This window comes from Enterococcus sp. DIV1682a (assembly GCF_051711005.1).
Lineage (GTDB): Bacteria > Bacillota > Bacilli > Lactobacillales > Enterococcaceae > Enterococcus_B > Enterococcus_B hirae.
In genome coordinates, this window is record NZ_JBIOLT010000001.1 from 928755 (window position 1) to 954066 (window position 25312).

Consider the following 25312-nt stretch of genomic DNA (forward strand, 5'->3'; position numbering starts at 1 on the left):
AATGAAGGAGGACGTAAGGTGAAGGTATTATTATATTTTGAAAGTGAAAAAATACTTGCGAAATCTGGTATTGGACGAGCGCTTGACCACCAAAAACGTGCTCTAAAAGAAATGGGGATTCCCTACACGCTAGATAGTAAAGATGACTATGATATCTTACACATCAATACATATGGTATCAATAGTCACAATATGGTCAATAAAGCAAGAAAAGACGGCAAGAAGATCGTCTATCATGCTCACTCAACAGAGGAAGATTTTCGTAACTCATTTATTGGCTCTAATCAATTATCGCCATTAGTAAAAAAATATTTAGTGGGATTATATCAAAAGGCGGATTATCTCATCACACCTACGCCATATTCTAAAAGATTACTGGAAAGTTACGGCATAGATTTACCGATCCAATCGATATCAAATGGGATTGATCTAAAAAAATATCAACCAGATCCAATCAAAGAACAAAAATTTCGCGACTATTTCAAATTATCACCAGATCAGAAAGTGATTATCTGTGTTGGCCTTTTTTTTGCTCGTAAAGGAATCATTGATTTTGTAGAAATTGCAAAAAAACTTCCAGAATATACATTTATTTGGTTTGGACATGTACCTATGTATTCGATCCCAAAAAATATCCGACAGATTGTGAAAGAAGAACACCCAGATAATGTGATCTTTCCAGGATATATTCGGGGAGAAATTATTGAGGGTGCATACTCAGGCGCTGACCTTTTTTTCTTCCCATCTTATGAAGAAACAGAAGGAATTGTAGTATTAGAGGCACTAGCAAGTAAGCAAAATGTTCTTGTACGAGACATTCCAGTCTATGATGGCTGGTTAGAAGATAAAAAAAATTGTTACATGGGTCGCTCTAATGAAGAATTTACCGTATTGATCAAAAAGATCGTGGAAGAAGAAGTCCCTAGTCTAGTGGCAGCTGGTTATCAGACTGCCCAAGCACGAAGTATTGAGAAAATTGGTGAGCAACTGAAACTGGTGTATACACAAGTGTTAAAAGAAGCAGATTCTTCCATAAATGAAAGACAAAATAATAAAGGGTAGTTTGGAGGCAAAAAATCATGAAAATTGGCTTTTTTACCGATACCTATTTTCCGCAGGTAAGCGGAGTTGCTACATCGATCAAAACCTTAAAAAATGAACTAGAAAAACATGGACATGAAGTCTATATTTTTACGACAACCGATCCAAATGCTGATAAAATAGAAAAAGACGTCATTCGTATGCCGAGTGTTCCATTCGTTTCCTTTAAAGATCGGCGAATAGTGGTACGAGGTATGTGGTACGCTTATTTAGTAGCGAAGGAACTTGAATTAGAACTGATTCATACTCATACAGAATTTGGTGCAGGGATTTTAGGTAAAATGGTTGCTAAAAAGCTGAAAATACCATTGATCCATACGTATCATACGATGTATGAAGATTATCTACACTATATTGCTAAAGGCAAAGTAATACGTCAATCTCATGTCAGATATCTCTCCCGCTTATTTGTTAACCATACAACCGGGGTTGTCTGTCCCAGTGAACGAGTAATTGATACATTAAGAAGTTATGGTGTTGTCGCACCACTTCGAGTGATTCCTACAGGGATCGATATTGAGAAATTTAAAAGGGAAGGAATCACGCAAAAAGCTATCAAAGAAATCAGAGGATCGCTGAATATCAAAGATGATGAGTTAATGATCTTATCTTTAAGTCGTATCTCTTATGAAAAAAATATTCAAGCATTGGTCCAGGGGTTTCCCCAAGTTCTAAAAGCGTATCCCAATGCACGAATGGTGATCGTTGGCAAAGGGCCTTACCTTGAAGAGTTGCAAGAGCTAATCAACGAACTAGCATTGGATGAATTTGTCCAATTTACTGGAGAAGTCGATAACGAAGATGTGGCATTGTATTATAAAGCTGCTGATTACTTTGTTAGTGCCTCAACTTCAGAAACACAAGGTTTAACTTATACGGAAGCAATGGCTTCAGGGACACCTTGTGTAATTGAGGGAAATGCTTATCTTAATCGTTTGTTTGATCATCCCTCCCTTGGGAAAACATTTGAAACCGATGAGGATTTCGCACCAGCACTTATTGATTATATAAAAAGTGAAGTCCCTCGTGACCAAAAAGTATTGGAATCAAAATTATATGATATTTCCTCTACGCACTTTGGCGAAGCGATGATTGAATTTTATGAAGATATGATTATCTATCATGAAAAAGAAATGCAACGAAAAGAAGAAGAGGCATCCATCGAAAGAATAAAAATCAAATTAAATTCATTTAAACGATAAATTTAGGTATTTATCCTAAAAAAATCTTTGTTTCTGGCGTATACTTAGCATAGAGACAAAGATTTTTTGATTTTTAGGAGGTCACGAATATGAAATTAGGTTTTATCGGGACAGGAGTCATGGGACGCGCAATCACTGAGCATCTTATGAACGCAGGACATGAAGTAACTGTCTATAATCGAACAAAAGCAAAAACGGATGAGCTAGTCAAAAAGGGAGCCATTTGGGCTGAAACACCTAAAGATGTCACTAAAAATAGTGAGATCATCTTTTCGATGGTTGGTTATCCCAAAGATGTAGAAGAAATTTACTATGGCGAAAATGGGATCTTTGCAACGGATGTCCAAGATCGAATTTTGGTTGATCTAACAACTAGTACCCCAACGCTTGCAGAAAAAATTGCAAAAACAGCCACAGAAAAAGGCGCAGCTGCTTTAGATGCACCAGTTTCAGGTGGAGATCTGGGTGCGAAGAATGCCACTTTGACAATCATGGTTGGTGGTGAAAAAAGTGTCTATGAAAAAGTTTTACCTTTGTTTCAAGTGATGGGATCCACTTTTACTTTACATGGGACAGCAGGAAAAGGACAACATGCGAAAATGGCAAATCAAATCATGATTGCAGGGACTATGACAGGCATGACCGAGTTACTTGCTTATGCTTCAAAAGCAGGACTTGACTTTGAAAAAGTCATTGAAACAGTCTCAGGAGGCAGTGCGGCAAACTGGTCATTAAGTAATTATGCTCCTCGTATTTTAAAAGAGGATTATACGCCAGGATTTTTTGTTAAACATTTTATTAAAGATTTGAAAATTGCGTTAGATGAAGCAGATAAAATGGCATTGAAGTTACCAGCGACAACGCAAGCTTTAAAATTATATGAACAATTAGCAGATCAGGGATTTGAAAATGACGGTACTCAAGCATTGATTAAGCTTTGGTGGCCTGAAGGAAAGAACCCAGAAAAAAAATCTTAAAAAACTCGCTTTTTTTGGAGAAAATCAATGCAAGTCGTCTGTGCTTTTGTTACAATATAACAGAAATAAGAAAAGGAGGACCTCCGATGGCACATTCACAATTAGTTGCAATCATTAAACGACTGGAGGCAATGGTCGAATCAGCAGATAATGAACTGCAAGTCCGTCGTTTTGAAAAAGAGGGCGTTGAAAAATGTACAGTTACTTATGACAAAGCAACTGAAACATTTGAATTAACTGAAACAGATTCACATCAACAATATGAATTTGACAATATCGATATCGTTGCAATGGAAATTTATGACTTGATCCAATAAAAGATCATGACAGAAGCGTTCAGCTCTGAGCAACCAAGAGAGGATTTTTTAGAAAATTTTCTCTTGGTGCTTTAGAGCTGCTTTTTTTATGGCTTAATGGATCAGGCTTCGTTCGTAAGAAGTCTTCTTGAAGTGACCAGGATGGGCGTGTTCTATCCACAAGCGTTCGTATCAGCAAGAGATTGCTCCGATGAACAGAAGAAAAAGTGTGACGCCTATTTTTCCTTAGATTTTTTTCGGCTAGTGAGAAGATTAGGGGGAATAATTGGTTAAATGGATAAAACAACGAAAAGAAACCGTGAACTGTAGACCAATGTTTGGTAGTTCAAGGTTTCTTTTTATTTTACAATTCATTTTGGGCGAGAATTTTCTTATGGTAACTCATTAGTATAAGGACGGGGTCAATTTCTTCTTTTTGCAACTGTCGCTTCAAGGACAAACCAGCTTTTGCATTTTCATAATAAAAATAAGGAGATTCATCATTAGACGTAATGGCCGTTTCAGCCAGTTGACCGTAACAAATTAAATAATGTTTTTGTTTCGTTTCGTCCGCTGCCAGAGGTAGATGGAAAGTGATTTTAGGCGTCCTTAGAAATAGTTTCTGCGCCTGTATTCTTTTAATGAAAGCTGTGGATAACTCAATATCTTGTTGGATTTGGGCAGCTTTTTCAAAATTCAATTGTTCGATAAAATGATTTTGCCTTTTCTTCAAGTAAGTGATTAGTTTTTTATTGCGCCCTTGCAGCAGGTTTTGAATCTCTTTTTTCTTTTGTTCAAATGACAACTGATTCATTTTCGGTAATTGTGTATTTAAAGCTAAAAGGCTGATTTCAGACAGCCACGGCATCTGATAGGTTTCTTCAATGATGCGTAAAATAGCCGGCATTTTTTTGTAAAGTCGAAAGGGACCGTAAGTACGGGCAAGTGGCATATCCGAAAGGGAAAAACCATTATTTGTAATATGTAAATAATTATAGTTACTAAAATAGTTCATTTGACGGTTGTAAAAAGGGCGGTAGTACTGGATTAATTGACATTCTAACAATAGTGCATCTAATTCAGTATCCACGACGACAAAATCAAAGTCAGCGATATGATGAATCAATCGGCGAACTTTTTTTGAATGTTGTTTACTATGACGAAAATAACTACTTACACGATTTTTTAATTGTTTCGCTTTTCCCACGTAAATCACAGTTCCGGTATGATCTTTCATCAAGTATACCCCAGGAAGCAAGGGGAGTTTTTTTACTTTTTCTTTCAACGTTCTTTCTCCTTTTTTATCAAAAAATACTATATCAAATTTACGGCAAAGGAACAACCTTTTCGTTTGCTGAGTCTTAAGTAAAAATAGTTTGATAATCAAAATATTTATTTGAGAAATATTTTTAATGTTTAAATGGGTGATTGTTGATTTAATAGGATTTTAAAATGAATTTTTTCTTAGAAAAAGTTCATAATCGAAAAAAATGAGCTTTTTAGGTTGCATTTTGAAAAAAGTTAAGATATAGTTTGAACATCAAATGATTTGATAATCAAACTAATTAGTGGATGGTGGAACATGGAACCAGATTTGAAAACAGTAAATGATTATCTTGTTAGTGTCTTCAATGATATTTTGACAATCGAAGAATCTGAATTAAAAAAATCTCAGTTCAAAGATTTGTCAATTACAGAGATGCATACGATCGAGGCAATCGGTATGTACAAGAAAAAAACGACTTCAGAAGTAGCCAAAGAACTGTCGATTACTGTTGGGACCTTGACCACTGCTATCAATAAGTTAGTAAAGAAAGACTATGTTGAACGCATTCGAAGTGAAGATGATCGACGAGTGGTGAAATTAGGACTGACAAAAAAAGGCAAACTTTTATATCGTGTCCATCAGCACTTTCATCGTGAAATGGTCAAAAATATCTTGGATGGCATGGCTACCGACGAACAGCAAGCTTTACTGGCTGCATTGAAAAACTTGCATGATTTTTTGCGAGATTACAAGTGAGGATTTTTAATGGAACAATTTGGAACGATCACAGCAACAGCTAGTGTCCTTCCCGAAAAAATCATTACCAATGATGATCTTTCCAAAATGATGGACACTTCAGACGAATGGATTTCATCGCGAACAGGTATCAAACAAAGGCGTTGCGTCACAGATCAAGAAACTTCTGATCTTTGCTATTTAGTAGCAGAAAAGCTCATCAAAAAAAAGAACATCGATCCGACAGAACTTGACTTCATTCTTGTAGCAACCATGTCTCCTGATTTTACGACACCCTCTGTGGCTGTCCAAGTTCAAGGTAAACTTGGTGCAACAAATGCAATTGCATTTGATCTTAGTGCAGCATGTTCAGGCTTTGTTTATGCTTTAAGCATGGCAGAGAAAATGATTCGGTGCGGTTCAAATAAAGGATTAGTGATTGGTGGCGAGACATTATCCAAATTAATCGATTGGTCTGATCGTTCAACGGCTGTCCTGTTTGGTGATGGTGCTGGTGGTGTGTTACTTGAAGCTGGTACAGAGCAGAAAATAATTGCAGAACATCTGGAAGCAGATGGCACTCGAGGATCGTCACTCACAGCTGGCTATCATTCGAACGGATCACCGGTGTATGTAAAGGATGCAAAAGGCTCTTTTTATTTATCAATGATAGGAAGAGATATCTTTGATTTTGCTGTAAGAGACGTTGCAAAAAACATTAAAGACATCACTCAAAATATGTCAGTTGATTATCTGCTTTTACATCAAGCAAATCTTAGAATCATTGAGAAAATTGCACGCAAGGTAAAAATACCGCAAGAAAAATTCTTAACCAATATGGATAAATACGGAAATACCTCTGCTGCAAGTATTCCAATCCTATTAGATGAAGCGGTAGCTAGTGGGCAAATCACTTTAGGAAAAAAACAAAAAGTAGTATTTACAGGTTACGGTGGAGGTTTAACATGGGGAAGTATCCTCATGGAAATGTAAGCTGATAAAACATAAAATTGTAAACAATATCGGAGGAATATATAGTATGGTATTCGAAAAAATTCAAAAAATTATTGCAGAAGAGTTAGGAAAAGAAACAGAAGAAATCAAATTAACAACAAACATCCAAGAAGACTTAGAAGCTGATAGCTTGGATTTATTCCAAATCATTAATGAAATCGAAGACGAATTTGACGTGAAAATCGAAACAGAAGACGGCATCAAAACAGTTCAAGATTTAGTAACTTATGTTGAAAAACAAACTGCATAATCATTAAGATTAGGTTGGGGGCTGGGACATTTTCCTTAAATAGGAGTGTCTTGGTCCTTTTTAATAAATCAAGACATGAGCATATATCCTAAAAATATTGGAGAAAATACATGAAGACAGCATTTTTATTTAGCGGACAAGGCGCTCAGTATCCAGGCATGGGACAAGATCTCTATCAAGAAACTATCGTCAAAGAAACGTTTGATGAAGCAAGTGATATTCTAGGCTATGATATGGCGGAATTGTGTTTTTCAGAAAATGAACGACTCAATCAAACCGCTTATACACAACCAGCAATCTTAACGGTCAGCATTGCTTTTTATCGTTTGTTGAAAGAAAGAGGGATTATACCTCAAGCTGCTCTAGGATTAAGTTTAGGCGAATATTCCGCTTTAGTAGCTAGTGGAGCTTTGTCATTTAGTGAAGCAGTCGCTTTAGTGGCAAAACGAGGGGCTTATATGACTGAAGCTGCACCACTTGGTAGTGGGAAAATGGTAGCTGTTATGAATGCACCTGTAGAAGTGATTGAAGAAAGCTGTTTGGAAGCTCAACGATTAGGAATTGTTTCGCCTGCAAATTATAATACACCCCAACAAATCGTAATTGGCGGTGAAGAACAAGCAGTGGATGAAGCAGTAAGAATCATGCAAGAAAAAGGCATCAAACGAATGATTCCACTTAATGTGAGTGGTCCGTTTCATACAGCAATCTTAGCGCCAGCAGCAAAAAAATTAGCCGTTGAGCTAAAAGCGATCACTTTTAATGAGCCAACAATTCCTGTCATCAGTAATACGACAACTGAAATCATGAACAAAGATCGGATACCGACTCTGCTTGAACAACAAGTGATGAAGCCGGTACATTTTTATGAAAGCATCCATCAATTAAAAGAACTTGGTGTGGAACGCGTGATCGAAGTTGGACCAGGTAAAGTATTAAGTGGCTTTATGAAGAAAATCGATAAAACGATTCCGGTTTTAAGAGTAGAAAATCAACAAACTTTAGAAGAAACAATGACAAGTATCGGAGGCATGTTATGGAGCTAACAGGAAAAAACGTATTTATTACAGGTAGCACAAGAGGAATTGGTGCCGCTGTGGCGCTAGCTTTTGCAAAAGCAGGCGCAAACATCGTTTTAAATGGACGAAAAGCAATTCCAGAAGAAAAAATCAATGAGATCAAAGCTCAAGGTGTGAACTGCATCGGTGTTTCTGGCGATATCTCAGATTATGAAAAAGCTGGTTTGATGGTAGAAGAAGCAGAAAAACAATTAGGATCAATCGATATTCTAATCAATAATGCAGGGATTACGAACGATAAATTATTGATGCGCATGTCAGCAGAAGATTTTAAAGCTTGTTTAGATATCAATCTAACAGGAACATTCAATATGACACAACACGTTTTAAAGAAAATGATGAAAAAACGTGAAGGTGCAATTATCAACTTGTCAAGTGTTTCAGGCTTGATTGGTAACGTCGGACAAGCAAATTACGCAGCAAGCAAAGCAGGTGTCGTTGGTTTTACAAAATCTGTTGCTCGTGAGGCGGCAGCACGCGGTGTTACATGTAATGCCATTGCTCCTGGTTTTATCGCTACGGATATGACCGAAGTGTTATCTGATAAAGTCAAAGAGCAAGTAGTAAAACAAATTCCACTGCAACGTTTTGGCAGCGTGGAAGATGTTGCGAATGCTGCGATTTTCTTAGCAGAGAGTCCTTATATCACTGGACAGGTCATCAATGTTGATGGCGGTCTCGTGATGCACGGATAAAAAGGAGGAAAACAATAATGAATCGAGTAGTAATTACAGGCTATGGTGTCACTTCACCAATCGGTAATGATGCTGAAAGCTTTTTAGATAGTTTGCAAAAAGGAACGAATGGGATTGCTCCCATTACTAAATTTGACGCCACAGAAACTGGAATCACACTAGCAGGTGAAGTCAAAGATTTCCCATACGATAAATATTTTGTAAAAAAAGACAGCAAACGGATGGACATGTTCTCGATTTATGGGATCTATGCAGCACTAGAAGCATTAGGGATGAGCGGTCTAGATAAAGAGAAAATCGATCAAGATCGTTTTGGTGTCATTGTTGGTTCCGGTATCGGCGGATTGCCAACGATCGAAAACCAAGTGATCCGATTACACGAAAAAGGCGCGCAACGTGTCTCACCAATGTTTGTTCCAATGGCTATTGCAAATATGGCTGCCGGCAACATTGCACTACGTGTAGGTGCTAAAGGGATTTGTACAGCAATCGTTACTGCTTGTGCGAGCGGAACGAATGCTATTGGTGAAGCTTACCGCAATATCAAACATGGTTATTCAGATGTCATTCTAGCTGGTGGGGCAGAAGCAACAATTTGTGAAATGGGAATTGCTGGCTTTGCTGCACTAACAGCTCTATCGAATGCTGAAGACCCTACTCGTGGTTCGATTCCTTTTGATGAAGAACGTAACGGTTTTGTGATGGGCGAAGGAGCGGGTATCTTAGTGATCGAATCTTTAGAACATGCTCAAGCTCGTGGTGCAAAAATCTATGGAGAAATCGTTGGTTACGGCGCTAATTGTGATGCGTTCCATATGACTGCTCCTACACCAGATGGTTCAGGCGCTGCCAAAGCAATGAAATTAGCCATGGATGAAGCGGGTATTAAGCCAGAAGATGTTGGCTATATCAATGCCCATGGGACAAGTACACCCGCTAATGATCAAGCAGAAGCAAAAGCGATCCAACTAGCATTAGGTGATTCATTCAAAGAAACATATGTCAGCAGTACGAAATCCATGACTGGACACTTATTAGGTGCAGCTGGAGGGATTGAAGCGTTAGCTACTTTAATGGCGCTGGAACATCAATTTATTCCACCAAACATCAATGTCCAAAAACAAGATCCGGAAATTGACTTGAACGTTGTCATCAACGAAAGCAAACCAGCGCAATTGACTTATGCAATGAGCAATTCGTTAGGCTTTGGTGGTCACAATGCGGTCTTGTGTATGAAACGCTGGGAGGAATAATCTTGAATATCAATGAGATCAAGGAATTAGTCAGTCAATTCGATCAATCTACTTTAACTGAATTTGATTTAAGAGAAGGTCAATTTGAATTATATATGAATAAAAATGAATCTAGTCGTGGAATGGGAACAATGGCTCCAATGCCAGTAGCTACAGAAGCGCCTAGAGATACGGTAGTACCTCAAACACCAATCCAACAAACGCCAGTTAGTGAAGCACCTCAAGCATCTGTCGAAGCATCACAAGAAAGTTTCGAAGGTGTCGAGGTAAAATCACCGATTGTTGGAATCGTCTACTTACAACCTGCCCCTGATAAACCACAATTTAAGTCAGTGGGAGATAGTGTCAAAAAAGGTGAAGTGATTTGTATCATTGAAGCAATGAAATTGATGAATGAAATCACAAGCGAAGTCGATGGGAAAATCGTTGAGATTCTTGTTGAAAATGAAGCGGTTGTTGAATACGATCAACCACTATTTAGAATTCAACCAAATTAAGCAAAAGAGGAAAGAGGAGCAATATGAACATTCAAGAAATTAAAGAAATCATACCACATCGTTATCCGCTATTGCTGATTGATCGTGTCGAAGAAATGGTGGAAGGCGAACGAATCATTGCAAAGAAAAATGTGACGATCAACGAACCATTTTTCCAAGGTCACTTTCCAGAAGAACCTGTGATGCCAGGTGTTTTGATCGTTGAAGCGATGGCACAAGCAGGAGCAGTTGCGTTATTATCCTTGGAACAATTTAAAGGAAAGACTGCTTATTTTGGTGGTTTAGACAAAGCAAAATTCCGTCGAAAAGTCACTCCAGGGGATACACTGTATCTTGAAGTAGAAATTACGAAAATCAAATCTTCTGCTGGTATTGGTAAAGGAATTGCAAAAGTGGATGGCAAAAAAGTTGCTGAAGCTGAATTAACTTTTATGATTGGATAGGTGAGTTATGTTTTCAAAAGTTTTGATAGCTAATCGTGGCGAAATCGCCGTACGAATTATTCGCGCTTGTCGTGAGCTTGGTATTCAGACTGTTGCTGTTTACTCACAAGCAGATGCTGACGCATTGCATACTCAATTGGCAGATGAAGCAATTTGTATTGGTCCTGCAAAAGCGACGGACTCCTATTTGAATGTCCAAGCAGTTTTGAGTGCAGCCATCGTGACCAAAGCAGAAGCGATTCACCCAGGTTTTGGGTTCTTATCTGAAAATAGCCGTTTTGCTTCTATGTGTGAAGAATGTAATATTGCTTTTATTGGTCCAAAGAGTCGAACGATCGATGCGATGGGGAATAAAATCAATGCACGTCGCTTGATGCAAGAAGCCAATGTACCTGTTATTCCAGGAAGTGATGGCGTATTATCAACAGTTGAAGAAGCACTAACAGTAGCGGATAAGATTGGTTATCCGGTCATGCTTAAAGCTGCCGCTGGCGGTGGCGGAAAAGGGATTCGTAAAGTTTTATCAAAAGAAGAATTACCGCAACATTTTTCTTCTGCGCAGCAAGAAGCAGCAGCGGCTTTTGGAAATGATGAAATGTATTTAGAAAAAATCATTTATCCAGCAAGACATATTGAAGTACAGATCCTTGGTGATCATTATGGGCATGTCCTTCATTTAGGCGAACGAGATTGTTCTCTTCAACGAAATAATCAAAAAGTATTAGAAGAATCCCCTTCAGTGGTCATCTCTCAGAATAAAAGAGAAGAATTAGGAGCTGCGGCAGTTCGTGCAGCCAAAGCGGTTAATTATGAAAATGCTGGAACGATTGAATTTTTAATGGATGAAGCGGGAGAATTTTATTTCATGGAAATGAATACGCGGATCCAAGTCGAACATCCGGTAACTGAGATGGTTACAAACATTGACTTGGTAAAAAAACAAATTGAAATTGCTGCGGGACAACCGTTGGAAATCAAACAAGAAGATGTGCGATTCTCTGGTCACGCCATTGAGTGTCGAATCAATGCAGAAAATCCGGCTTTTCATTTTGCACCATCACCTGGAACAATCAAAAACCTTTTGTTACCAGCAGGAGGCATGGGCGTTCGAGTTGATAGTGCCGTTTATTCTGGCTATACGATTCCACCTTATTATGATTCAATGATTGCTAAGGTGATCGTTCATGCAGACACTCGCTTTGAGGCATTGATGAAAATGCAACGAGCGTTAAGCGAAGTGGTTACCGATGGAGTGATCACGAACGCGGAGTTCCAAATGGATTTAATCAGTCATCCAGCAGTCATCGCAGGGGACTATAGTACCGCCTTTTTACAAGAAGATTTTTTACCGAACTGGACACCTGAAACAGAGATAGGAGAAGAGTAGATGGCTTTATTCAAAAAGAAAAAATACATTCGAATTAATCCTAATCGAGCAGAACAACCAACGAATGCGCCGTCTATTCCAGATAATATGTGGGCTAAATGCCCTAATTGTAAACACATCATTTATACAAAAGATATTGGTGATGAGAAGGTTTGCCCTCATTGTAGTTATAACTTTCGTATTGGTGCTTGGCAACGATTAGCATTGATCATCGATGAAAAAAGTTTAGAAGAATGGGACACGGACTTAGTAACGAAAGATCCCTTGAACTTCCCTGATTATCAAGAAAAGATCCAAACTATGCAAGCAAAAACAGGATTGCATGAAGCGGTATTGACAGGAAAAGCAACGATTCACGGTCTGCCATTTGCGATTGGTGTCATGGATTCTAATTTCATCATGGGCAGTATGGGAACCGTTGTAGGTGAGAAAATCACCCGTTTGTTTGAACGGGCTGAAAAAGCTGGCTTACCCGTTGTCTTGTTCACTGCTTCTGGAGGAGCCAGAATGCAAGAAGGTATTTTTTCTTTGATGCAGATGGCAAAAATCTCAGCAGCTGTCAAACGTCATAGCAATGCCGGTTTGTTTTATCTAACAGTATTGACCGATCCAACTACAGGCGGCGTAACAGCGAGTTTTGCAATGGAAGGCGATGTGATCCTGGCTGAACCCCAAAGCTTGATTGGTTTTGCCGGTAGACGAGTGATCGAACAAACGATCAAACAAGAATTACCGGAAGATTTCCAAAAAGCAGAATTTCTACTTACCCATGGATTTGTTGATCAAATCGTTCCTAGAAAAGAACTAAAAGAAACGATCCATCATTTGTTGGAAATGCATACGCAGAAAGGTTGGATAAATCATGGATAAAACAGCACATGAGATCGTTCAACTGGCGCGTGAAAAGGATCGTTGGACGAGTCTTGATTTTTTTGAAGATATCTTTGAGGGGTTTCAAGAATTTCATGGCGATCGTTTGTTTGGAGACGACGAAGCAGTCGTTGGTGGGGTTGCCAAATTAGATGGAAAACCTGTCACAGTTATTGGGATCCAAAAAGGACGAGACCTTCAAGAAAATATTCGCAGAAATTTTGGTTCGCCTCATCCAGAAGGCTATCGTAAAGCACTTCGTCTGATGAAACAGGCAGAAAAATTCCATCGTCCTATTATCACACTGATTAATACTGCTGGTGCCTATTGTGGTGTCGGTGCAGAAGAACGTGGTGAAGGAGAAGCGATTGCCAGAAACCTATTAGAGATGTCTGATCTAAAAGTACCAATCATTGCAATCATCATCGGTGAAGGTGGAAGCGGAGGAGCATTGGCTCTTGGCTTAGCTGATGAAGTTTGGATGCTTGAACAGACGATTTATGCTGTCTTATCTCCTGAAGGTTTTGCATCGATTTTGTGGAAAGATGGTAGTCGAGCAGCTGAAGCGGCTGAATTAATGAAAGTTGCGGCAGCTGAATTATTAGAATTAGATGTCATCGATCGTGTGATACCGGAAACAGTAAATGGGCAAGCTTTAAGTAAAGAAAAAGTCAGTCGAATGTTACAAAAATCATTGATTGAAAAATTGACCGAACTATGTCAAACTTCCACTGAAGAGTTGCTTGAACGACGTTATCAAAGATTCCGTAAATTTTAAACAGTTATAAAGAATAAAACAAACAGTTATGCACCAAATTGAATGAATAAAGCAATCGACCTACCCACCGTTTCCTGTTAGATGACAGGAGTAGCTTTGGAGGTCGATTGCTTTTTGAGTTTTTCGACTCTTTGTCATTAAGGACTGATGAATGGTGTGAAATCAAATCTGGGTCAGAATGAATCTCATTCTGTCTCAGATTTTTTTGTTAGTTCACGTTGATAGTTTTTTTATTAACCTGTCTGCTTTTTTAAAAAACATTGGAATACAAGGATTGGAAATTATCCTCTATCATTCATCAGAGATTTCATAAATGGGAATGCGATAATCGCTCTGTTGAATATAATTATGTGTCTACCATTTGGTTGGCATGAATATGGGCTCTATAATTTTTTAAGGAGACTGGGACAGAACTTGTCTCAGTCGCTTCTAGTATCTCTAAAAACGAATAAACATGAGACAAAAGCAGCGTATTCGGAAAATCTGCTGAAATTTACGAAAAATTTGAGAAGCACCAAGTAGGTAACAATCAACAGCAAAAAACTAGTTTTTGTGTTTCTTGTCAATTTTCGGGAATCCCTTCTTATTTCTTGATGCTAACTACTTTTGTCTCCACTTCCTTTTTTGATATATTTAAATCTTTCTCCTGTCTAAAAGGTTGCAGGTTATTCTGCCACTTATGAACCTTTACATAAATCGTAACATGTAGATGCAAAATTTCTTCAGATGATAAGTAGTAGAGAAAGCTTGAATGATTTCCTCAATCAATGAAAAAAATACATACAACAAAACAGTTATGGTAAACGATCAAAATTCAAGAATATTAATTAGTTATATTGAGCGTTTACTCTTGATTAGAACAAGTAAAATAAATGCTACAGGGGAGATGATCCATACGATTTTGTCAGCTTCGTAACAAAATGGACATTGGGAAGAGACATCAATTGAAAACAGGGGAAACACCTAAAGCTGATGAAGTGGTATTGACGAGAAAATAATGATCAAAAATAAGAGCAAAAAAGGAGTAAATATGAGTAAGAAAAAATTAACAGCAAAACGTAAGAAACAGCTATTAACGATGTTTGCGGTGGCTGGTGTGATGGGAAATACCGGGATCGCACCAACGATGGCATTAGCGGATACTTTGACACCAACAGCTGAAACTGCTACTGAACAAACACAGGCGAATGAAGCAAAAGAAGTCATCGATCAAACGATACAAAACGTCACAGATCCGTTAGTAAACCCAACGGATTCAACCACTACAGCTAGTGATTCGTTAGCAACAACCGATGAAGCAGCTGATGAAACAACGGATGACACCCAAGACCAAGCAAAAGAACAAGAGCAAGCAACAGCACCGACTGCCGACAGCGAAGGGGATGCAACTAATCCAACAGTTGAAGCACCAAAAGTAGCGCAAAAAGCGAATGTGGCAGCTGCTTCTAAGATAACAGGCACGTGGGGTACCAGTCCGTATACTTTTGATGAAAACACAGGAGTATTGACAATCGGAGCAGGTGAGTTAAGTGGCTATAAAGAATCACCATGGATCAGTGGAACAGTGGATCTTGAAGCCATCAAAAAAATTGTCTTGGCTGGGAAAGTAGTTGCTCCGGAAGATTCTAGCTACTTATTTAGTACAGGTACCCCTGGTAAGGATCTTACGAATGTAACTGAAATCGAAGGGTTAAGTCAACTGGATACCAGTAACGTAACAACTATGAGTAATATGTTTTATGGTATGAGCAGTGTAACAAGTTTAGATGTAAGTAGCTTTGATACCAGCAAAGTAACAGATATGGGTTTTATGTTTAAAGATATGAGTAACATAACAAGTTTAGATGTAAGTGGCTTTGATACCAGTAACGTAACATATATGACTTATATGTTTAAAGATATGAGTAACATAACAAGTCTAGATGTAAGTGGCTTTGATACCAGTAAAGTAAACGATATGGCTGATATGTTTGCTGATACTTCACTTAAGAAATTAATTCTAGGAGATACCTTTAAATTTGTAGAATCATTTTACGGAAAAGCAGGACTTACTTCTGCCTGGAAGCGAGAAGATGGTAAAGGGAAGGTTTATACAGCAGAAGATTTCATGAACAACTATGGCACCGGTGACTTGACTGCTGGCACGTACGTTTCTGCTACAGGATGGTGGGGTACCAGTCCGTATAATTTTGATGAAAACACAGGGACATTGACGATCGAAGCAGGTGAGTTAAGTGGCTATGAAAAATCACCATGGAACAGCGGAACAGTGGATTATGAAGCAATCAAAAAAATTGTCTTGTCTGGGAAAGTAGTGGCTCCAAAATATTCTGGCTATTTGTTTAGTTCAACTTACACTGGTAAGCAACTTAAGAATGTAACTGAAATCGAAGGGTTGAGTCAACTAGATACCAGTAACGTAACAGATATGCGTTGTATGTTTTCCGATATGCGTAGCGTAATAAATCTAGATGTAAGTGGGTTTGATACTAGTAACGTAACATCTATGAATTATATGTTTAAAAATATGAGTAGCATAACAAGCCTAGATGTAAGTGGGTTTGATACCAGTAATGTAACAGGTATGTATATGATGTTTCAAGGTTTAAGTCGCGTAACAAGTCTAGATTTAAGCAACTTTGACACTCACAAAGTGACAGATATGCGTGATATGTTTGTTGATACTCCACTTAAGAAATTAATTCTAGGAGATACCTTTAAATTTGTAGAATCAGGCTCCGAAAATGCAAAACTTACTTCTGCCTGGAAGCGAGAAGATGGCACAGGGAAGGTTTATACAGCAGAAGATTTCATGAAAAACTATGGCACCGGTGATCTGACTGCTGGCACGTATGTTTCCGTTGAAACAGGCACGTGGGGCACTAGTCCGTATATGTTTGATGAAAATACAGGGGTATTGACGATCGAAGCAGGTGAATTAAGTGGCTATGAAGAATCACCTTGGAACAGCGACAAAGTAGATAGTGAAGCCATCAAGAAAATTGTCTTGGCTGGAAAAGTAGTGGCGCCAGAAGATTCTAGCAACCTATTTTCTTATTCGTACCTTAAAAATGTAACTGAAATCGATGGGCTGAGTCAGCTGGATACCAGTAACGTAACAGATATGCGTGAAATGTTTCGTGGTATGAACAGCATAACAAGTTTAGATTTAAGTGGGTTTGATACCAGTAACGTGACAAATATGAAGTGGATGTTTGGCGGAGGACTAAGGAGCGTAACAAGTTTAGATTTAAGTGGGTTTGATACCAGTAATGTAACAGATATGTATGCTATGTTTTACGATATGAGTAACTTAACAAGTCTAGATTTAAGCAACTTTGACACCAGCAAAGTAACAGATATGAGTTATATGTTTGAAGGTATGAGTAGCGTAACAAGTTTAGATTTAAGTGGGTTTGATACCAGCAAAGTAACAGATATGAGTGATATGTTTCTTATAGTTCCGCTTAAGAAATTAATTCTAGGTGATCACTTTAAAGCGGTTGAAGACACTAAGTTATCAGCACCGAAAGCACTGAACGATGGAGATCAGCTGACAGGAAATTGGATTCGTGAAGATGGTCAGTCCAAAGGCTATTCACCTGCTGACTTTATGGCAAATTACGGCACTGGTGATTTAACGGCAGGAACTTATGTGGCAGAACTAGTGAAAAGTGAGTTGAAACCACAAGAATATCATGTAGGAGATGTCAATATTACTGGAACCTACACAGGGGATATGTCTCTCGGCCGATTAACCGTTAATGGCAAAGTTGTCAGCTGGGGCGGTAGCTTCAAGGATGGTCAATTCAGCTATTATGTTGGTGCTGGCAAATTAAAATTCGGCGACAAAGTCGTATTAGATGGCTACAACAAAGAGAAGAAATTGATAGATTCCAAAGAGATTGAAGTGATTTCCGAATCTTCAGGATCAATTGATCAAGTGGACGAGTATCAGTTGGGTGATTCAACCATTACTGGAACTTACACGGGGGATATCCATAAAGGGAAATTAGTAGTAAATGGAGAAGTCGTTAGTTGGGGCGGAACCTATAAAGATGGCAAGTTTAGCTATTATGTGAACTCTCAAATCATCAAAGCAGGGGATCAAGCAACGATTCAAGGCTATGATAAATTCGATACACCACTAGGGGACCCACAACCAGTGACTATAGGAGAACAACTGGGTCAATTAACAGAAGCCCATCGTGTGGGAATCAGTACAGTGATCGAAGGAAACTACACAGGCGATGTTTACCAAGGAATCTTGTTGGCCAATGGCGAAAAAGTTAGTCAAGGCGGTAGCTTCAAAGATGGCAAGTTCAGTTATTATGTAGGAAACCTTAAAGTGTCAGAAGATGATCAAGTAGTCTTGATGGGTGCCAACAATCGAGGACAGCAAATTCCAGGATCAGAGATTGATGTCACTATTCAAACACCAACAGCTGAAATCAACGAATTGACTTATAAAATCGGCACACAAACGATCAAAGGAGCCTATGGTTCTGATACTCAAGTTCACCAAGGGCACTTGTTTGTCAATGGTAAACTGATCAGTAAAGGTGGGAGCTTTAAGGATGGGGCAATCAGTTATTATGTGAAGCCAGACCTAATCAAAGCTGATGATCAAGTAACAATGAATTTCTATGATGGCAGTGGCAACTTATTGGCTGAAAACCAAACAGTTTCTGTTAATTAAGGAAAAAACAAATTAATGTAAGTCTAAAAACTGGGGCATTGATTAGAAAAAATCTGATCAATGTCTCAGTTTTCTTGATTTAAGATACGCTCAAAATTCAAACAGGTTGAGCTAAATGAGGAATACCGGAATGTGTACAGAGGTTTATATTTAGTAAAATAAGATCTGTTTAGAGACCATACGATGATTCTAAGATTATTTAGAATTAATCAGCTGCATAATTAGTTGGTCAAACAAGCTGATTGAGAATTACTTAGAATAGGAAACTTAGTTGAGCACAGAAGGGGTTGAAACAAACATGTTTAGTATCAATTAATTCCGACTAATTTTCCGAAGATGCTGCTTTTGTCTCCGTTTCTTTTCTTTGGATAAGTGCAAGGTTCTACTAGCATTCCAATAGTGTGAATGAATTTTGCGCAAACAATCCAACTGCAGACTAGAATACACTCAGAGTGAACGGCGGTTATAACGGACTAGATTCCCGCTGTTTTTGTTATCAAGATAAGGATTCTAATGTGAGTGTAGATAGGATCTAGAAGACAATAATCTAACTGATTTTAATCCTATTATCAGTAGAACAATGAAAAATACTAGTAATCAGACATGGAATTTGATTCCCAGATCTAATTGAACTCTGATAAATATTATTTGCACATAAAGAGTGTTTCGCATCAAGAAGTAGAATTTCCAAAATTTCCTTCTTGAATGTTTGATGACTTTTGTCTTCTTGCGGGAGATTAACTAATCTTATCTGTGGTTACATCTGTAAAAGAGCTAAGGATGACTTTTTCGTTCTTGGCTCTTTTTCATTTTATTGAAAACTATTCTAAAATAATTATTCTTTTATTTGTTTTATATACAATATATTCGCCTTAAAATACATTTTTTTAAATAAATATACAAAAAATGCTTTTTTTTTGAAAGTTTCATGCTATAATTACTTCACTTAATACAAAAGTTTTAACGTAGGAGGAAAATGACATGAAAAAATTCTTTGGGATGTTAACGGTACTGTTTACACTAGCGACTTTAGGTGCATGTGGCAGCAGCAATACGACTGCTCAAGGTCAGGAAAAGGATCAGTTAGCAGCGATTAAAAAAAGCGGGGTACTAAAAGTAGCTACGTCGGCTGATTACGCGCCGTTTGAGTTTCATACGATGGTTGACGGGAAAGATAAAATCGTAGGATCTGATATTGACTTAGCTAAAGCAATCGCAAAAGAACTAGGAGTAAAAGCTGAAGTATCAGATATGAATTTCAATACCGTTTTAGCTTCCTTAAAAGAAGGGAAAGCAGATCTCGCTATCTCTGCGATTTCTGCCACAGATGAAAGAAAACAACAATTAGACTTCACAGACAATTATTACAACCCACCACAAGTGGTGATCATCAACAAAAAAAATAAAGAAATCTATCGCAATGCGAATGACCTAAAAGATAAAAATGTGGGTGCTCAAAAGGGATCAATTCAAGAGGAATTAGTTAAGACGCAACTGAAAGGTGCGAAGCTTGTGACAATCGACAAAGTTCCCAACATGATCGTTGAAGTTAACCAAGGCTCATTAGCTGCGACAGTCGTTGAAAAAACGATCGCCGAATCATATATCGCCCAAAATCCTGATCTGATGATCGCTGATATTTCACTTGAGCCAGCTCCTGATGAAGCCTTTGCTATTGCGTTACCTAAAGAAAGCAGTGAATTACAAAAAGAATTAAACCAAATCATCAAAAAGTTGAATGACGAAGGAAAAATTGAGGAATTTATTCAAAAAAATAACGAATTAGCTGAAAAAACAGCGGCAGAATAGAGGTCAGTCAGAGTGGATTTTTCTTTTTTAGATAAATATTTTCCTTATTTTTTATCAGGTACAGGAATAACAATCATGATTTCGATCGTCACAGTGATCTTGGGAACGGGTATCGGTTTACTGATGGCGTTACTAAAATTGTCCAAAAAGAAACCGTTGAATGTTTTAGCTAATGTCTATATCGAAGTGTTACGAGGAACACCGATGCTTCTACAAATCATGATCGGCTTTTTATTGCTTCAAGGATTTTTTCCTTCAAAAGATCTAGAAGTAGGTGTTTTAACTGTTGATCTTGGCCGCCTGCTTCCAGGAATGATCGTGTTATCTTTAAATTCCGGTGCCTATGTGGCAGAGATCATCCGTGGGGGGATCCTGGCAGTGAACAACGGTCAAACAGAAGCCTCCTATTCATTAGGGTTGCGTCCAGCACAAACGATGCGTTACGTGATTTTACCACAAGCATTAAGAAATATTTTGCCTCCTTTAGGCAATGAATTTATTACGTTGATTAAAGATTCTTCCCTATTGACTGCGATCGGAATCAATGAACTGATGGGAGCGGCGCAAATCGTCATATCCAATTCGTATGTTCCATTAGAGCCTTATTTTATAGCAGCAGCCGTTTATTTCATCATGACGTTTGCTACTTCTCGGTTACTAAATCGCTGGGAGAAAAAATTAGGTAAAGGATACCAAGGATGAAGGGTGAAAATAAATGGCCAAATCATTGATCAAAATTACACATTTAAATAAAAAATACGGTGAACAGGAAGTACTGAAAGACGTTTCCGCTGAAATTTATCCAGGAGAAGTCGTGGTACTTTTAGGACCATCAGGCTCGGGAAAAAGCACTTTACTAAGATGCATCAACTTATTAGAGATACCAACTTCTGGTGAAATCAAGTTTGAAGGAATGACAATTACCGACAAGCAAAATGATATTTTTAAAACAAGAGAAAAAATGGGAATGGTTTTCCAACAGTTTAATCTATTCCCTAATATGACGGTTTTAGAAAACATCACTTTGTCACCAATCAAAGTCAAAAAGCAATCAAAAGAAGAAGCAACAAAGATTGCTAGAGATCTGCTAAAGAAAGTAGGTCTGCTAGAAAAAGCCGATACTTATCCTCAGTCTTTATCTGGGGGACAACAACAACGGGTCGCCATTGCGAGAGCTTTAGCCATGCAACCCGACGTCATGCTATTTGATGAGCCGACTTCAGCTCTTGATCCGGAAATGGTCGGAGAAGTGTTAGAAATCATGCTGCAATTAGCTCGTGAAGGGATGACTATGATCATTGTGACTCACGAAATAGGCTTTGCAAAAGAAGTCAGTGATCGAGTTCTATTTATGGATGGAGGAACCATTCTTGAAGAAGGTACACCGACGGCTATTTTTGAACAAACCAGTCATCCACGAACAGTCGCATTTTTATCCAAAATATTATAAAAGTCAGTAACATCCAAAGAATAAAAAATCGAATGAAAACTCTCGAAACAGTTTCTCGTGTTTGGAGAGTTTTTATTTTATCAGTGTAGTCAGACGGATGATTTCTTCTCTTTTAAAAGTGTTTGGTGACTTCGGTCTGTTCATCATTTCAGTTTAATAGTTGTTTATTCAGAAGGATTCAGGTGTAGAGGTAGTTTTTTTGGAAAGAATGAAGTATAATATAGGGCTGAGGAGTACATTTCGTGCTCCTTCATTTTTTGCAGATGAGGAGACAAAATGTTTTCAAAATATAAACCAACATGGATGGTCGATGCCATCTACAAGATAACCCCTGCACAATTAAAAAACTTAGGGATTAAAGCAGTTTTGACTGACTTGGACAATACGTTGATCGCTTGGAACAATCCTGATGGGACAGAGGAATTACTCGACTGGATCTTAGAAATGAGAAATGCTGGTATTCCAGTAGTGGTTGTTTCAAACAATAGCTCTGAACGAGTAGCACGAGCGATCGATAAATTTGAATTGACGTATGTTGCTCGGGCATTAAAACCTTTAGCCGTAGGAATGAATCGAGCAAAAAAAATGTTGAATCTTTCAGATGATGAAATTGTGATGATCGGTGACCAAATCATGACAGATATCCGAGCAGCTAATCGTTCGGGTATCAGAAGTATCTTGGTTAAACCAATTATTGAAACGGATAGTTGGAAAACACGATTCAATCGTTTTTGGGAACGCAAAATCATGGCCTATTTATTAGCACACAATCCTGATATGGGCTGGCGAGGTGGAATTGAATGAACGAAGAACTACAGTGTATTGGGTGTGGAGCAACGATCCAAACCGACCATCCTAATGAATTAGGGTATACACCAAAAGCAGCATTAGAAAAAGGACTAGAATCAGGTGAGGTCTATTGCCAACGTTGTTTCCGGTTAAGACATTATAATGAGATCCAAGATGTTTCACTGACAGATGATGATTTTTTGCGCCTGCTGAATGAACTAGGACAAGAAGATGCCTTGATCGTCAATGTTGTCGATATCTTTGATTTTAATGGTTCTTTGATCCCTGGACTACATCGCTTTGTAGGTAATAACCCAGTGCTCTTGGTCGGAAACAAAGTGGATATTTTACCTAAATCACTGAAGAAACCAAAAATGATCCAATGGATGAAAGAGCGTGCACATGAAGCTGGATTGCGTCCGGTTGAAGTATTATTGACAAGCGCAAAAAAAGCGAATGAAATGGAAAATCTACTCAAAAAAATCGAAGAGTATCGTGAAGGTCGCGACGTCTATATCGTTGGCGTGACAAATGTCGGTAAATCGACATTGATCAATCAAATCATCAAGAACACAGCAGGTGTCAAAGATGTGATTACGACTTCTCAATTTCCAGGGACAACTTTAGATAAGATCGAGATTCCTTTAGATGATGGTCACTTCTTGATTGATACTCCTGGGATTATCCATCGACATCAAATGGCGCATTATCTTGGAAAAAAAGATTTAAGGATCATTGCACCAACGAAAGAAATCAAGCCTAAAGGATACCAATTGAATGAAGGACAGACACTCTTTCTCGGCGGTTTAGCAAGGTTTGATTTTATCAGTGGGCAACGAGGTTCATTTATTGCTTATGTTTCAAATGATGTCATTATTCATCGAACGAAATTAGCAAAAGCCGATGAATTTTATGTGAAACACGTCGGTGGATTATTACAACCACCTCGTCCCGATGAAGTAAATGAATTTCCCGAATTGGTTCGTTTTGAATTTTCGGTAAAAGAAAAAACAGATATCGTATTTGCTGGCTTAGGATGGATCACAGTGACACAACCGGCAGTCGTAGCAGGTTGGGCGCCAAAAGGTGTGAATGTGATGAAACGAAAGGCCTTGATTTAAGGAAGAAGGAAGAATATGACTTTAAGAGGAAAACAAAAAAGATTTTTACGAAGCCAGGCACACCACTTACAACCGATTTTTCAAATTGGTAAAGGTGGAATCAATTCTGCCATGATGGTTCAGATTGAAGAAGCGCTGGAAAAACGTGAGTTAATCAAAGTAACGTTATTACAAAATACCGATGAGATTCCTGAAGAGGTAGCTGGTATTTTAGAAGAAACAGTCAGATGTCAAGTTGTTCAAATCATTGGACGAGTTCTTGTATTATATAAACCCTCTTCAAAGGAAAAATATCAACGTATCTCTAAAGAAGTAAACGCAATTTAAGGAGTGGTTAATATGAAATCGCAAGCGGAAGCTTTTGTCGAATCTCAAGTATTTCCTCAAGAGATGCCTCAAATTTTTGAAAAACGCAAACAGGTGGGGATTTTAGGTGGTACTTTTAATCCAGTTCACCTGGCACACTTAGTTATGGCAGAACAGGCAGGGAAAAATTTAGGGTTGGATGAGGTCTATTTAATGCCCTCTTATCAACCACCACATGTGGATGAAAAAACGACAATCGCTGCCAATCATCGCTTAAACATGCTTGAACTTGCGATAGCAGATAATCCTTTTTTAGCTATTGAACCGATCGAGTTATCTCGAAAAGGCAAAAGCTATACTTATGATACGATGAAAGCTCTGACACAAAACAACCCTAATACCGATTACTATTTTATTATCGGTGGCGACATGGTAGAATATCTACCAAAATGGTATAAAATCGATGAACTAATGACAATGGTCAATTTTGTTGGTATTCGTCGAGCAGGTTACTCAACCGAAACGCCTTACCCAGTGATTTGGGTCGATGTGCCAACCATTGATATCAGCTCAACTAAAATACGGCAGAAGATCCAGCAAGGTTGTTCCGTTCGTTATCTAGTACCTGATAAGGTCATTGAGTATATCGAGAAAGAAGGGCTATATCAAGATGGACTATAGTAATAAATACACAACTTACTCAAGAGAAGAGTTGATGCAAAAAGTCCAAATGCGAATGAGTGAACGACGTTTCAAGCATGTTCTTGGTGTGGAAGAGACGGCGATTGCCCTTGCCGGCAAATACGGCTGTTCATTAGAAAAAGCTAGTATTGCTGCTTTGACACATGATTATGCGAAAGAACGGCCTGATGATGAATTTATTTTAGTTATCAAGCGAGATGGCTATGACCCAGCGCTTCTTCATTATGGAAATGCGATTTGGCATGGTTTAGTTGGCGCCTCTTTTGTTGAAAGAGAGCTTGGTATCACAGATGAAGAGATCCTTCATGCCATTCGGGTTCATACCACTGGTGCGGCTGAAATGTCTTTATTAGATAAAATCATCTATGTAGCAGATTATATTGAACCTGGTCGCTCGTTTCCTGGAGTCCAAGATGCGCGTGAAATAGCGTTGATCGATTTAGACGAAGCGGTAGCTTTTGAGACAAAGCACACATTAGCTCACTTGATTGAACAAGAACAACAGATTTATCCAAAAACAATTGAAACATATAATCATTGGGTAGCTAAAAAATAATCTCTACCCATTAGGAGGAAATTACTATAAATAGCA

At 38.3% G+C, this 25312-nt stretch carries 25 protein-coding genes; 24 read left to right on the forward strand and 1 reads right to left on the reverse strand.

Annotated elements, in window-relative coordinates:
• Positions 1-18 precede the first annotated feature (18 nt).
• The 4 genes from IGJ23_RS04330 to IGJ23_RS04345 all read left to right on the forward strand — a co-directional run bounded on the left by IGJ23_RS04330 (position 19) and on the right by IGJ23_RS04345 (position 3597).
• Positions 19-1062: a glycosyltransferase gene (locus IGJ23_RS04330; RefSeq protein WP_438774650.1), complete on the forward strand. Its 1044-nt coding sequence runs from the start codon at positions 19-21 to the stop codon at positions 1060-1062.
• A gap of 17 nt (positions 1063-1079) precedes the next feature.
• On the forward strand, positions 1080-2303 hold the full coding sequence (locus IGJ23_RS04335) for a glycosyltransferase family 4 protein (RefSeq protein WP_010719682.1): 1224 nt from the start codon (positions 1080-1082) through the stop codon (positions 2301-2303).
• An 89-nt stretch (positions 2304-2392) separates the two neighbouring features.
• Positions 2393-3280: an NAD(P)-dependent oxidoreductase gene (locus IGJ23_RS04340; RefSeq protein ID WP_088775583.1), complete on the forward strand. Its 888-nt coding sequence runs from the start codon at positions 2393-2395 to the stop codon at positions 3278-3280.
• A gap of 86 nt (positions 3281-3366) precedes the next feature.
• Positions 3367-3597 carry a YkuJ family protein gene (locus IGJ23_RS04345; RefSeq protein WP_010719680.1) on the forward strand — a complete coding sequence of 77 codons (231 nt, stop codon included), beginning with the start codon at positions 3367-3369 and terminating at the stop codon, positions 3595-3597.
• A gap of 343 nt (positions 3598-3940) precedes the next feature.
• On the opposite strand, the gene IGJ23_RS04350 is transcribed toward IGJ23_RS04345, so the two are convergent.
• Positions 3941-4813, reverse strand: coding sequence for a GIY-YIG nuclease family protein (locus IGJ23_RS04350; protein WP_438775068.1), 873 nt, complete (start codon positions 4811-4813; stop codon positions 3941-3943).
• Positions 4814-5158: 345 nt separating this feature from the next.
• Here IGJ23_RS04350 and fabT point away from each other — a divergent pair, with 345 nt between their 5' ends.
• The 20 genes from fabT to yqeK all read left to right on the forward strand — a co-directional run bounded on the left by fabT (position 5159) and on the right by yqeK (position 25276).
• Positions 5159-5599 (forward strand): fatty acid biosynthesis transcriptional regulator FabT, encoded by a 441-nt coding sequence (gene fabT / locus IGJ23_RS04355; RefSeq protein ID WP_010719678.1) that lies wholly within the window; start codon positions 5159-5161, stop codon positions 5597-5599.
• A 9-nt stretch (positions 5600-5608) separates the two neighbouring features.
• The gene (locus IGJ23_RS04360; protein WP_438774651.1) at positions 5609-6571 is read left to right on the forward strand and encodes a beta-ketoacyl-ACP synthase III; all 963 of its coding nucleotides are present in this window, start codon (positions 5609-5611) and stop codon (positions 6569-6571) included.
• Positions 6572-6617: 46 nt separating this feature from the next.
• A complete protein-coding gene (locus tag IGJ23_RS04365; RefSeq protein ID WP_438774652.1) occupies positions 6618-6842 on the forward strand; it encodes an acyl carrier protein in 225 nt (74 codons plus the stop codon).
• A 110-nt stretch (positions 6843-6952) separates the two neighbouring features.
• The gene (fabD, locus tag IGJ23_RS04370; protein WP_438774653.1) at positions 6953-7888 is read left to right on the forward strand and encodes an ACP S-malonyltransferase; all 936 of its coding nucleotides are present in this window, start codon (positions 6953-6955) and stop codon (positions 7886-7888) included.
• Entirely contained in the window at positions 7879-8616 is a 738-nt protein-coding gene (gene fabG, locus IGJ23_RS04375; protein WP_207414787.1) for a 3-oxoacyl-[acyl-carrier-protein] reductase, read from the forward strand. The genes fabD and fabG overlap by 10 nt, the downstream gene beginning before the upstream one ends.
• Before the next feature lie 17 nt (positions 8617-8633).
• Positions 8634-9869 (forward strand): beta-ketoacyl-ACP synthase II, encoded by a 1236-nt coding sequence (gene fabF / locus IGJ23_RS04380; protein ID WP_010719674.1) that lies wholly within the window; start codon positions 8634-8636, stop codon positions 9867-9869.
• A 2-nt stretch (positions 9870-9871) separates the two neighbouring features.
• Positions 9872-10366 carry an acetyl-CoA carboxylase biotin carboxyl carrier protein gene (gene accB, locus IGJ23_RS04385; protein ID WP_010738136.1) on the forward strand — a complete coding sequence of 165 codons (495 nt, stop codon included), beginning with the start codon at positions 9872-9874 and terminating at the stop codon, positions 10364-10366.
• A gap of 23 nt (positions 10367-10389) precedes the next feature.
• Positions 10390-10809: a 3-hydroxyacyl-ACP dehydratase FabZ gene (fabZ, locus tag IGJ23_RS04390; RefSeq protein ID WP_010719672.1), complete on the forward strand. Its 420-nt coding sequence runs from the start codon at positions 10390-10392 to the stop codon at positions 10807-10809.
• 7 nt (positions 10810-10816) lie between these two features.
• A complete protein-coding gene (locus IGJ23_RS04395; RefSeq protein ID WP_010738135.1) occupies positions 10817-12196 on the forward strand; it encodes an acetyl-CoA carboxylase biotin carboxylase subunit in 1380 nt (459 codons plus the stop codon).
• The gene (gene accD / locus IGJ23_RS04400; protein ID WP_010738134.1) at positions 12197-13066 is read left to right on the forward strand and encodes an acetyl-CoA carboxylase, carboxyltransferase subunit beta; all 870 of its coding nucleotides are present in this window, start codon (positions 12197-12199) and stop codon (positions 13064-13066) included.
• Positions 13059-13844 carry an acetyl-CoA carboxylase carboxyl transferase subunit alpha gene (locus tag IGJ23_RS04405; RefSeq protein ID WP_010738133.1) on the forward strand — a complete coding sequence of 262 codons (786 nt, stop codon included), beginning with the start codon at positions 13059-13061 and terminating at the stop codon, positions 13842-13844. The genes accD and IGJ23_RS04405 overlap by 8 nt, the downstream gene beginning before the upstream one ends.
• A gap of 1030 nt (positions 13845-14874) precedes the next feature.
• A complete protein-coding gene (locus tag IGJ23_RS04410; protein ID WP_438772353.1) occupies positions 14875-18543 on the forward strand; it encodes an immunoglobulin-like domain-containing protein in 3669 nt (1222 codons plus the stop codon).
• 981 nt (positions 18544-19524) lie between these two features.
• Positions 19525-20352 (forward strand): transporter substrate-binding domain-containing protein, encoded by an 828-nt coding sequence (locus tag IGJ23_RS04415; RefSeq protein ID WP_207433199.1) that lies wholly within the window; start codon positions 19525-19527, stop codon positions 20350-20352.
• A gap of 12 nt (positions 20353-20364) precedes the next feature.
• Entirely contained in the window at positions 20365-21054 is a 690-nt protein-coding gene (locus tag IGJ23_RS04420) for an amino acid ABC transporter permease (protein WP_010719664.1), read from the forward strand.
• 13 nt (positions 21055-21067) lie between these two features.
• Complete coding sequence (locus tag IGJ23_RS04425) at positions 21068-21802, forward strand: amino acid ABC transporter ATP-binding protein (RefSeq protein WP_278250439.1); 735 nt, start codon at positions 21068-21070, stop codon at positions 21800-21802.
• 276 nt (positions 21803-22078) lie between these two features.
• Entirely contained in the window at positions 22079-22606 is a 528-nt protein-coding gene (locus IGJ23_RS04430) for a YqeG family HAD IIIA-type phosphatase (protein ID WP_010719662.1), read from the forward strand.
• Positions 22603-23712: a ribosome biogenesis GTPase YqeH gene (yqeH, locus tag IGJ23_RS04435; protein WP_207433201.1), complete on the forward strand. Its 1110-nt coding sequence runs from the start codon at positions 22603-22605 to the stop codon at positions 23710-23712. Before IGJ23_RS04430 ends, yqeH begins: the two co-directional genes overlap by 4 nt.
• A 15-nt stretch (positions 23713-23727) precedes the next feature.
• A complete protein-coding gene (yhbY, locus tag IGJ23_RS04440) occupies positions 23728-24039 on the forward strand; it encodes a ribosome assembly RNA-binding protein YhbY (RefSeq protein ID WP_010719660.1) in 312 nt (103 codons plus the stop codon).
• A gap of 12 nt (positions 24040-24051) precedes the next feature.
• Positions 24052-24699 (forward strand): nicotinate-nucleotide adenylyltransferase, encoded by a 648-nt coding sequence (locus IGJ23_RS04445; protein WP_126344383.1) that lies wholly within the window; start codon positions 24052-24054, stop codon positions 24697-24699.
• Positions 24689-25276: a bis(5'-nucleosyl)-tetraphosphatase (symmetrical) YqeK gene (gene yqeK, locus IGJ23_RS04450; RefSeq protein ID WP_096709466.1), complete on the forward strand. Its 588-nt coding sequence runs from the start codon at positions 24689-24691 to the stop codon at positions 25274-25276. Before IGJ23_RS04445 ends, yqeK begins: the two co-directional genes overlap by 11 nt.
• The last annotated feature ends 36 nt before the right edge of the window (positions 25277-25312 follow it).

Coding starts and splice junctions, on each gene's coding strand:
- IGJ23_RS04365 (WP_438774652.1), top strand. CDS start 6,618: ATGGTATTCGAAAAAATTCAAAAAATTATTGCAGAAGAGTTAGGAAAA.
- IGJ23_RS04410 (WP_438772353.1), top strand. CDS start 14,875: ATGAGTAAGAAAAAATTAACAGCAAAACGTAAGAAACAGCTATTAACG.
- fabZ (WP_010719672.1), top strand. CDS start 10,390: ATGAACATTCAAGAAATTAAAGAAATCATACCACATCGTTATCCGCTA.
- fabF (WP_010719674.1), top strand. CDS start 8,634: ATGAATCGAGTAGTAATTACAGGCTATGGTGTCACTTCACCAATCGGT.
- fabT (WP_010719678.1), top strand. CDS start 5,159: ATGGAACCAGATTTGAAAACAGTAAATGATTATCTTGTTAGTGTCTTC.
- IGJ23_RS04345 (WP_010719680.1), top strand. CDS start 3,367: ATGGCACATTCACAATTAGTTGCAATCATTAAACGACTGGAGGCAATG.
- IGJ23_RS04405 (WP_010738133.1), top strand. CDS start 13,059: ATGGATAAAACAGCACATGAGATCGTTCAACTGGCGCGTGAAAAGGAT.
- IGJ23_RS04425 (WP_278250439.1), top strand. CDS start 21,068: ATGGCCAAATCATTGATCAAAATTACACATTTAAATAAAAAATACGGT.
- accD (WP_010738134.1), top strand. CDS start 12,197: ATGGCTTTATTCAAAAAGAAAAAATACATTCGAATTAATCCTAATCGA.
- IGJ23_RS04415 (WP_207433199.1), top strand. CDS start 19,525: ATGAAAAAATTCTTTGGGATGTTAACGGTACTGTTTACACTAGCGACT.
- IGJ23_RS04395 (WP_010738135.1), top strand. CDS start 10,817: ATGTTTTCAAAAGTTTTGATAGCTAATCGTGGCGAAATCGCCGTACGA.
- IGJ23_RS04340 (WP_088775583.1), top strand. CDS start 2,393: ATGAAATTAGGTTTTATCGGGACAGGAGTCATGGGACGCGCAATCACT.
- IGJ23_RS04350 (WP_438775068.1), bottom strand. CDS start 4,813: ATGAAAGATCATACCGGAACTGTGATTTACGTGGGAAAAGCGAAACAA.
- IGJ23_RS04335 (WP_010719682.1), top strand. CDS start 1,080: ATGAAAATTGGCTTTTTTACCGATACCTATTTTCCGCAGGTAAGCGGA.
- IGJ23_RS04430 (WP_010719662.1), top strand. CDS start 22,079: ATGTTTTCAAAATATAAACCAACATGGATGGTCGATGCCATCTACAAG.
- yqeH (WP_207433201.1), top strand. CDS start 22,603: ATGAACGAAGAACTACAGTGTATTGGGTGTGGAGCAACGATCCAAACC.
- IGJ23_RS04445 (WP_126344383.1), top strand. CDS start 24,052: ATGAAATCGCAAGCGGAAGCTTTTGTCGAATCTCAAGTATTTCCTCAA.
- IGJ23_RS04360 (WP_438774651.1), top strand. CDS start 5,609: ATGGAACAATTTGGAACGATCACAGCAACAGCTAGTGTCCTTCCCGAA.
- fabG (WP_207414787.1), top strand. CDS start 7,879: ATGGAGCTAACAGGAAAAAACGTATTTATTACAGGTAGCACAAGAGGA.
- yqeK (WP_096709466.1), top strand. CDS start 24,689: ATGGACTATAGTAATAAATACACAACTTACTCAAGAGAAGAGTTGATG.
- fabD (WP_438774653.1), top strand. CDS start 6,953: ATGAAGACAGCATTTTTATTTAGCGGACAAGGCGCTCAGTATCCAGGC.
- yhbY (WP_010719660.1), top strand. CDS start 23,728: ATGACTTTAAGAGGAAAACAAAAAAGATTTTTACGAAGCCAGGCACAC.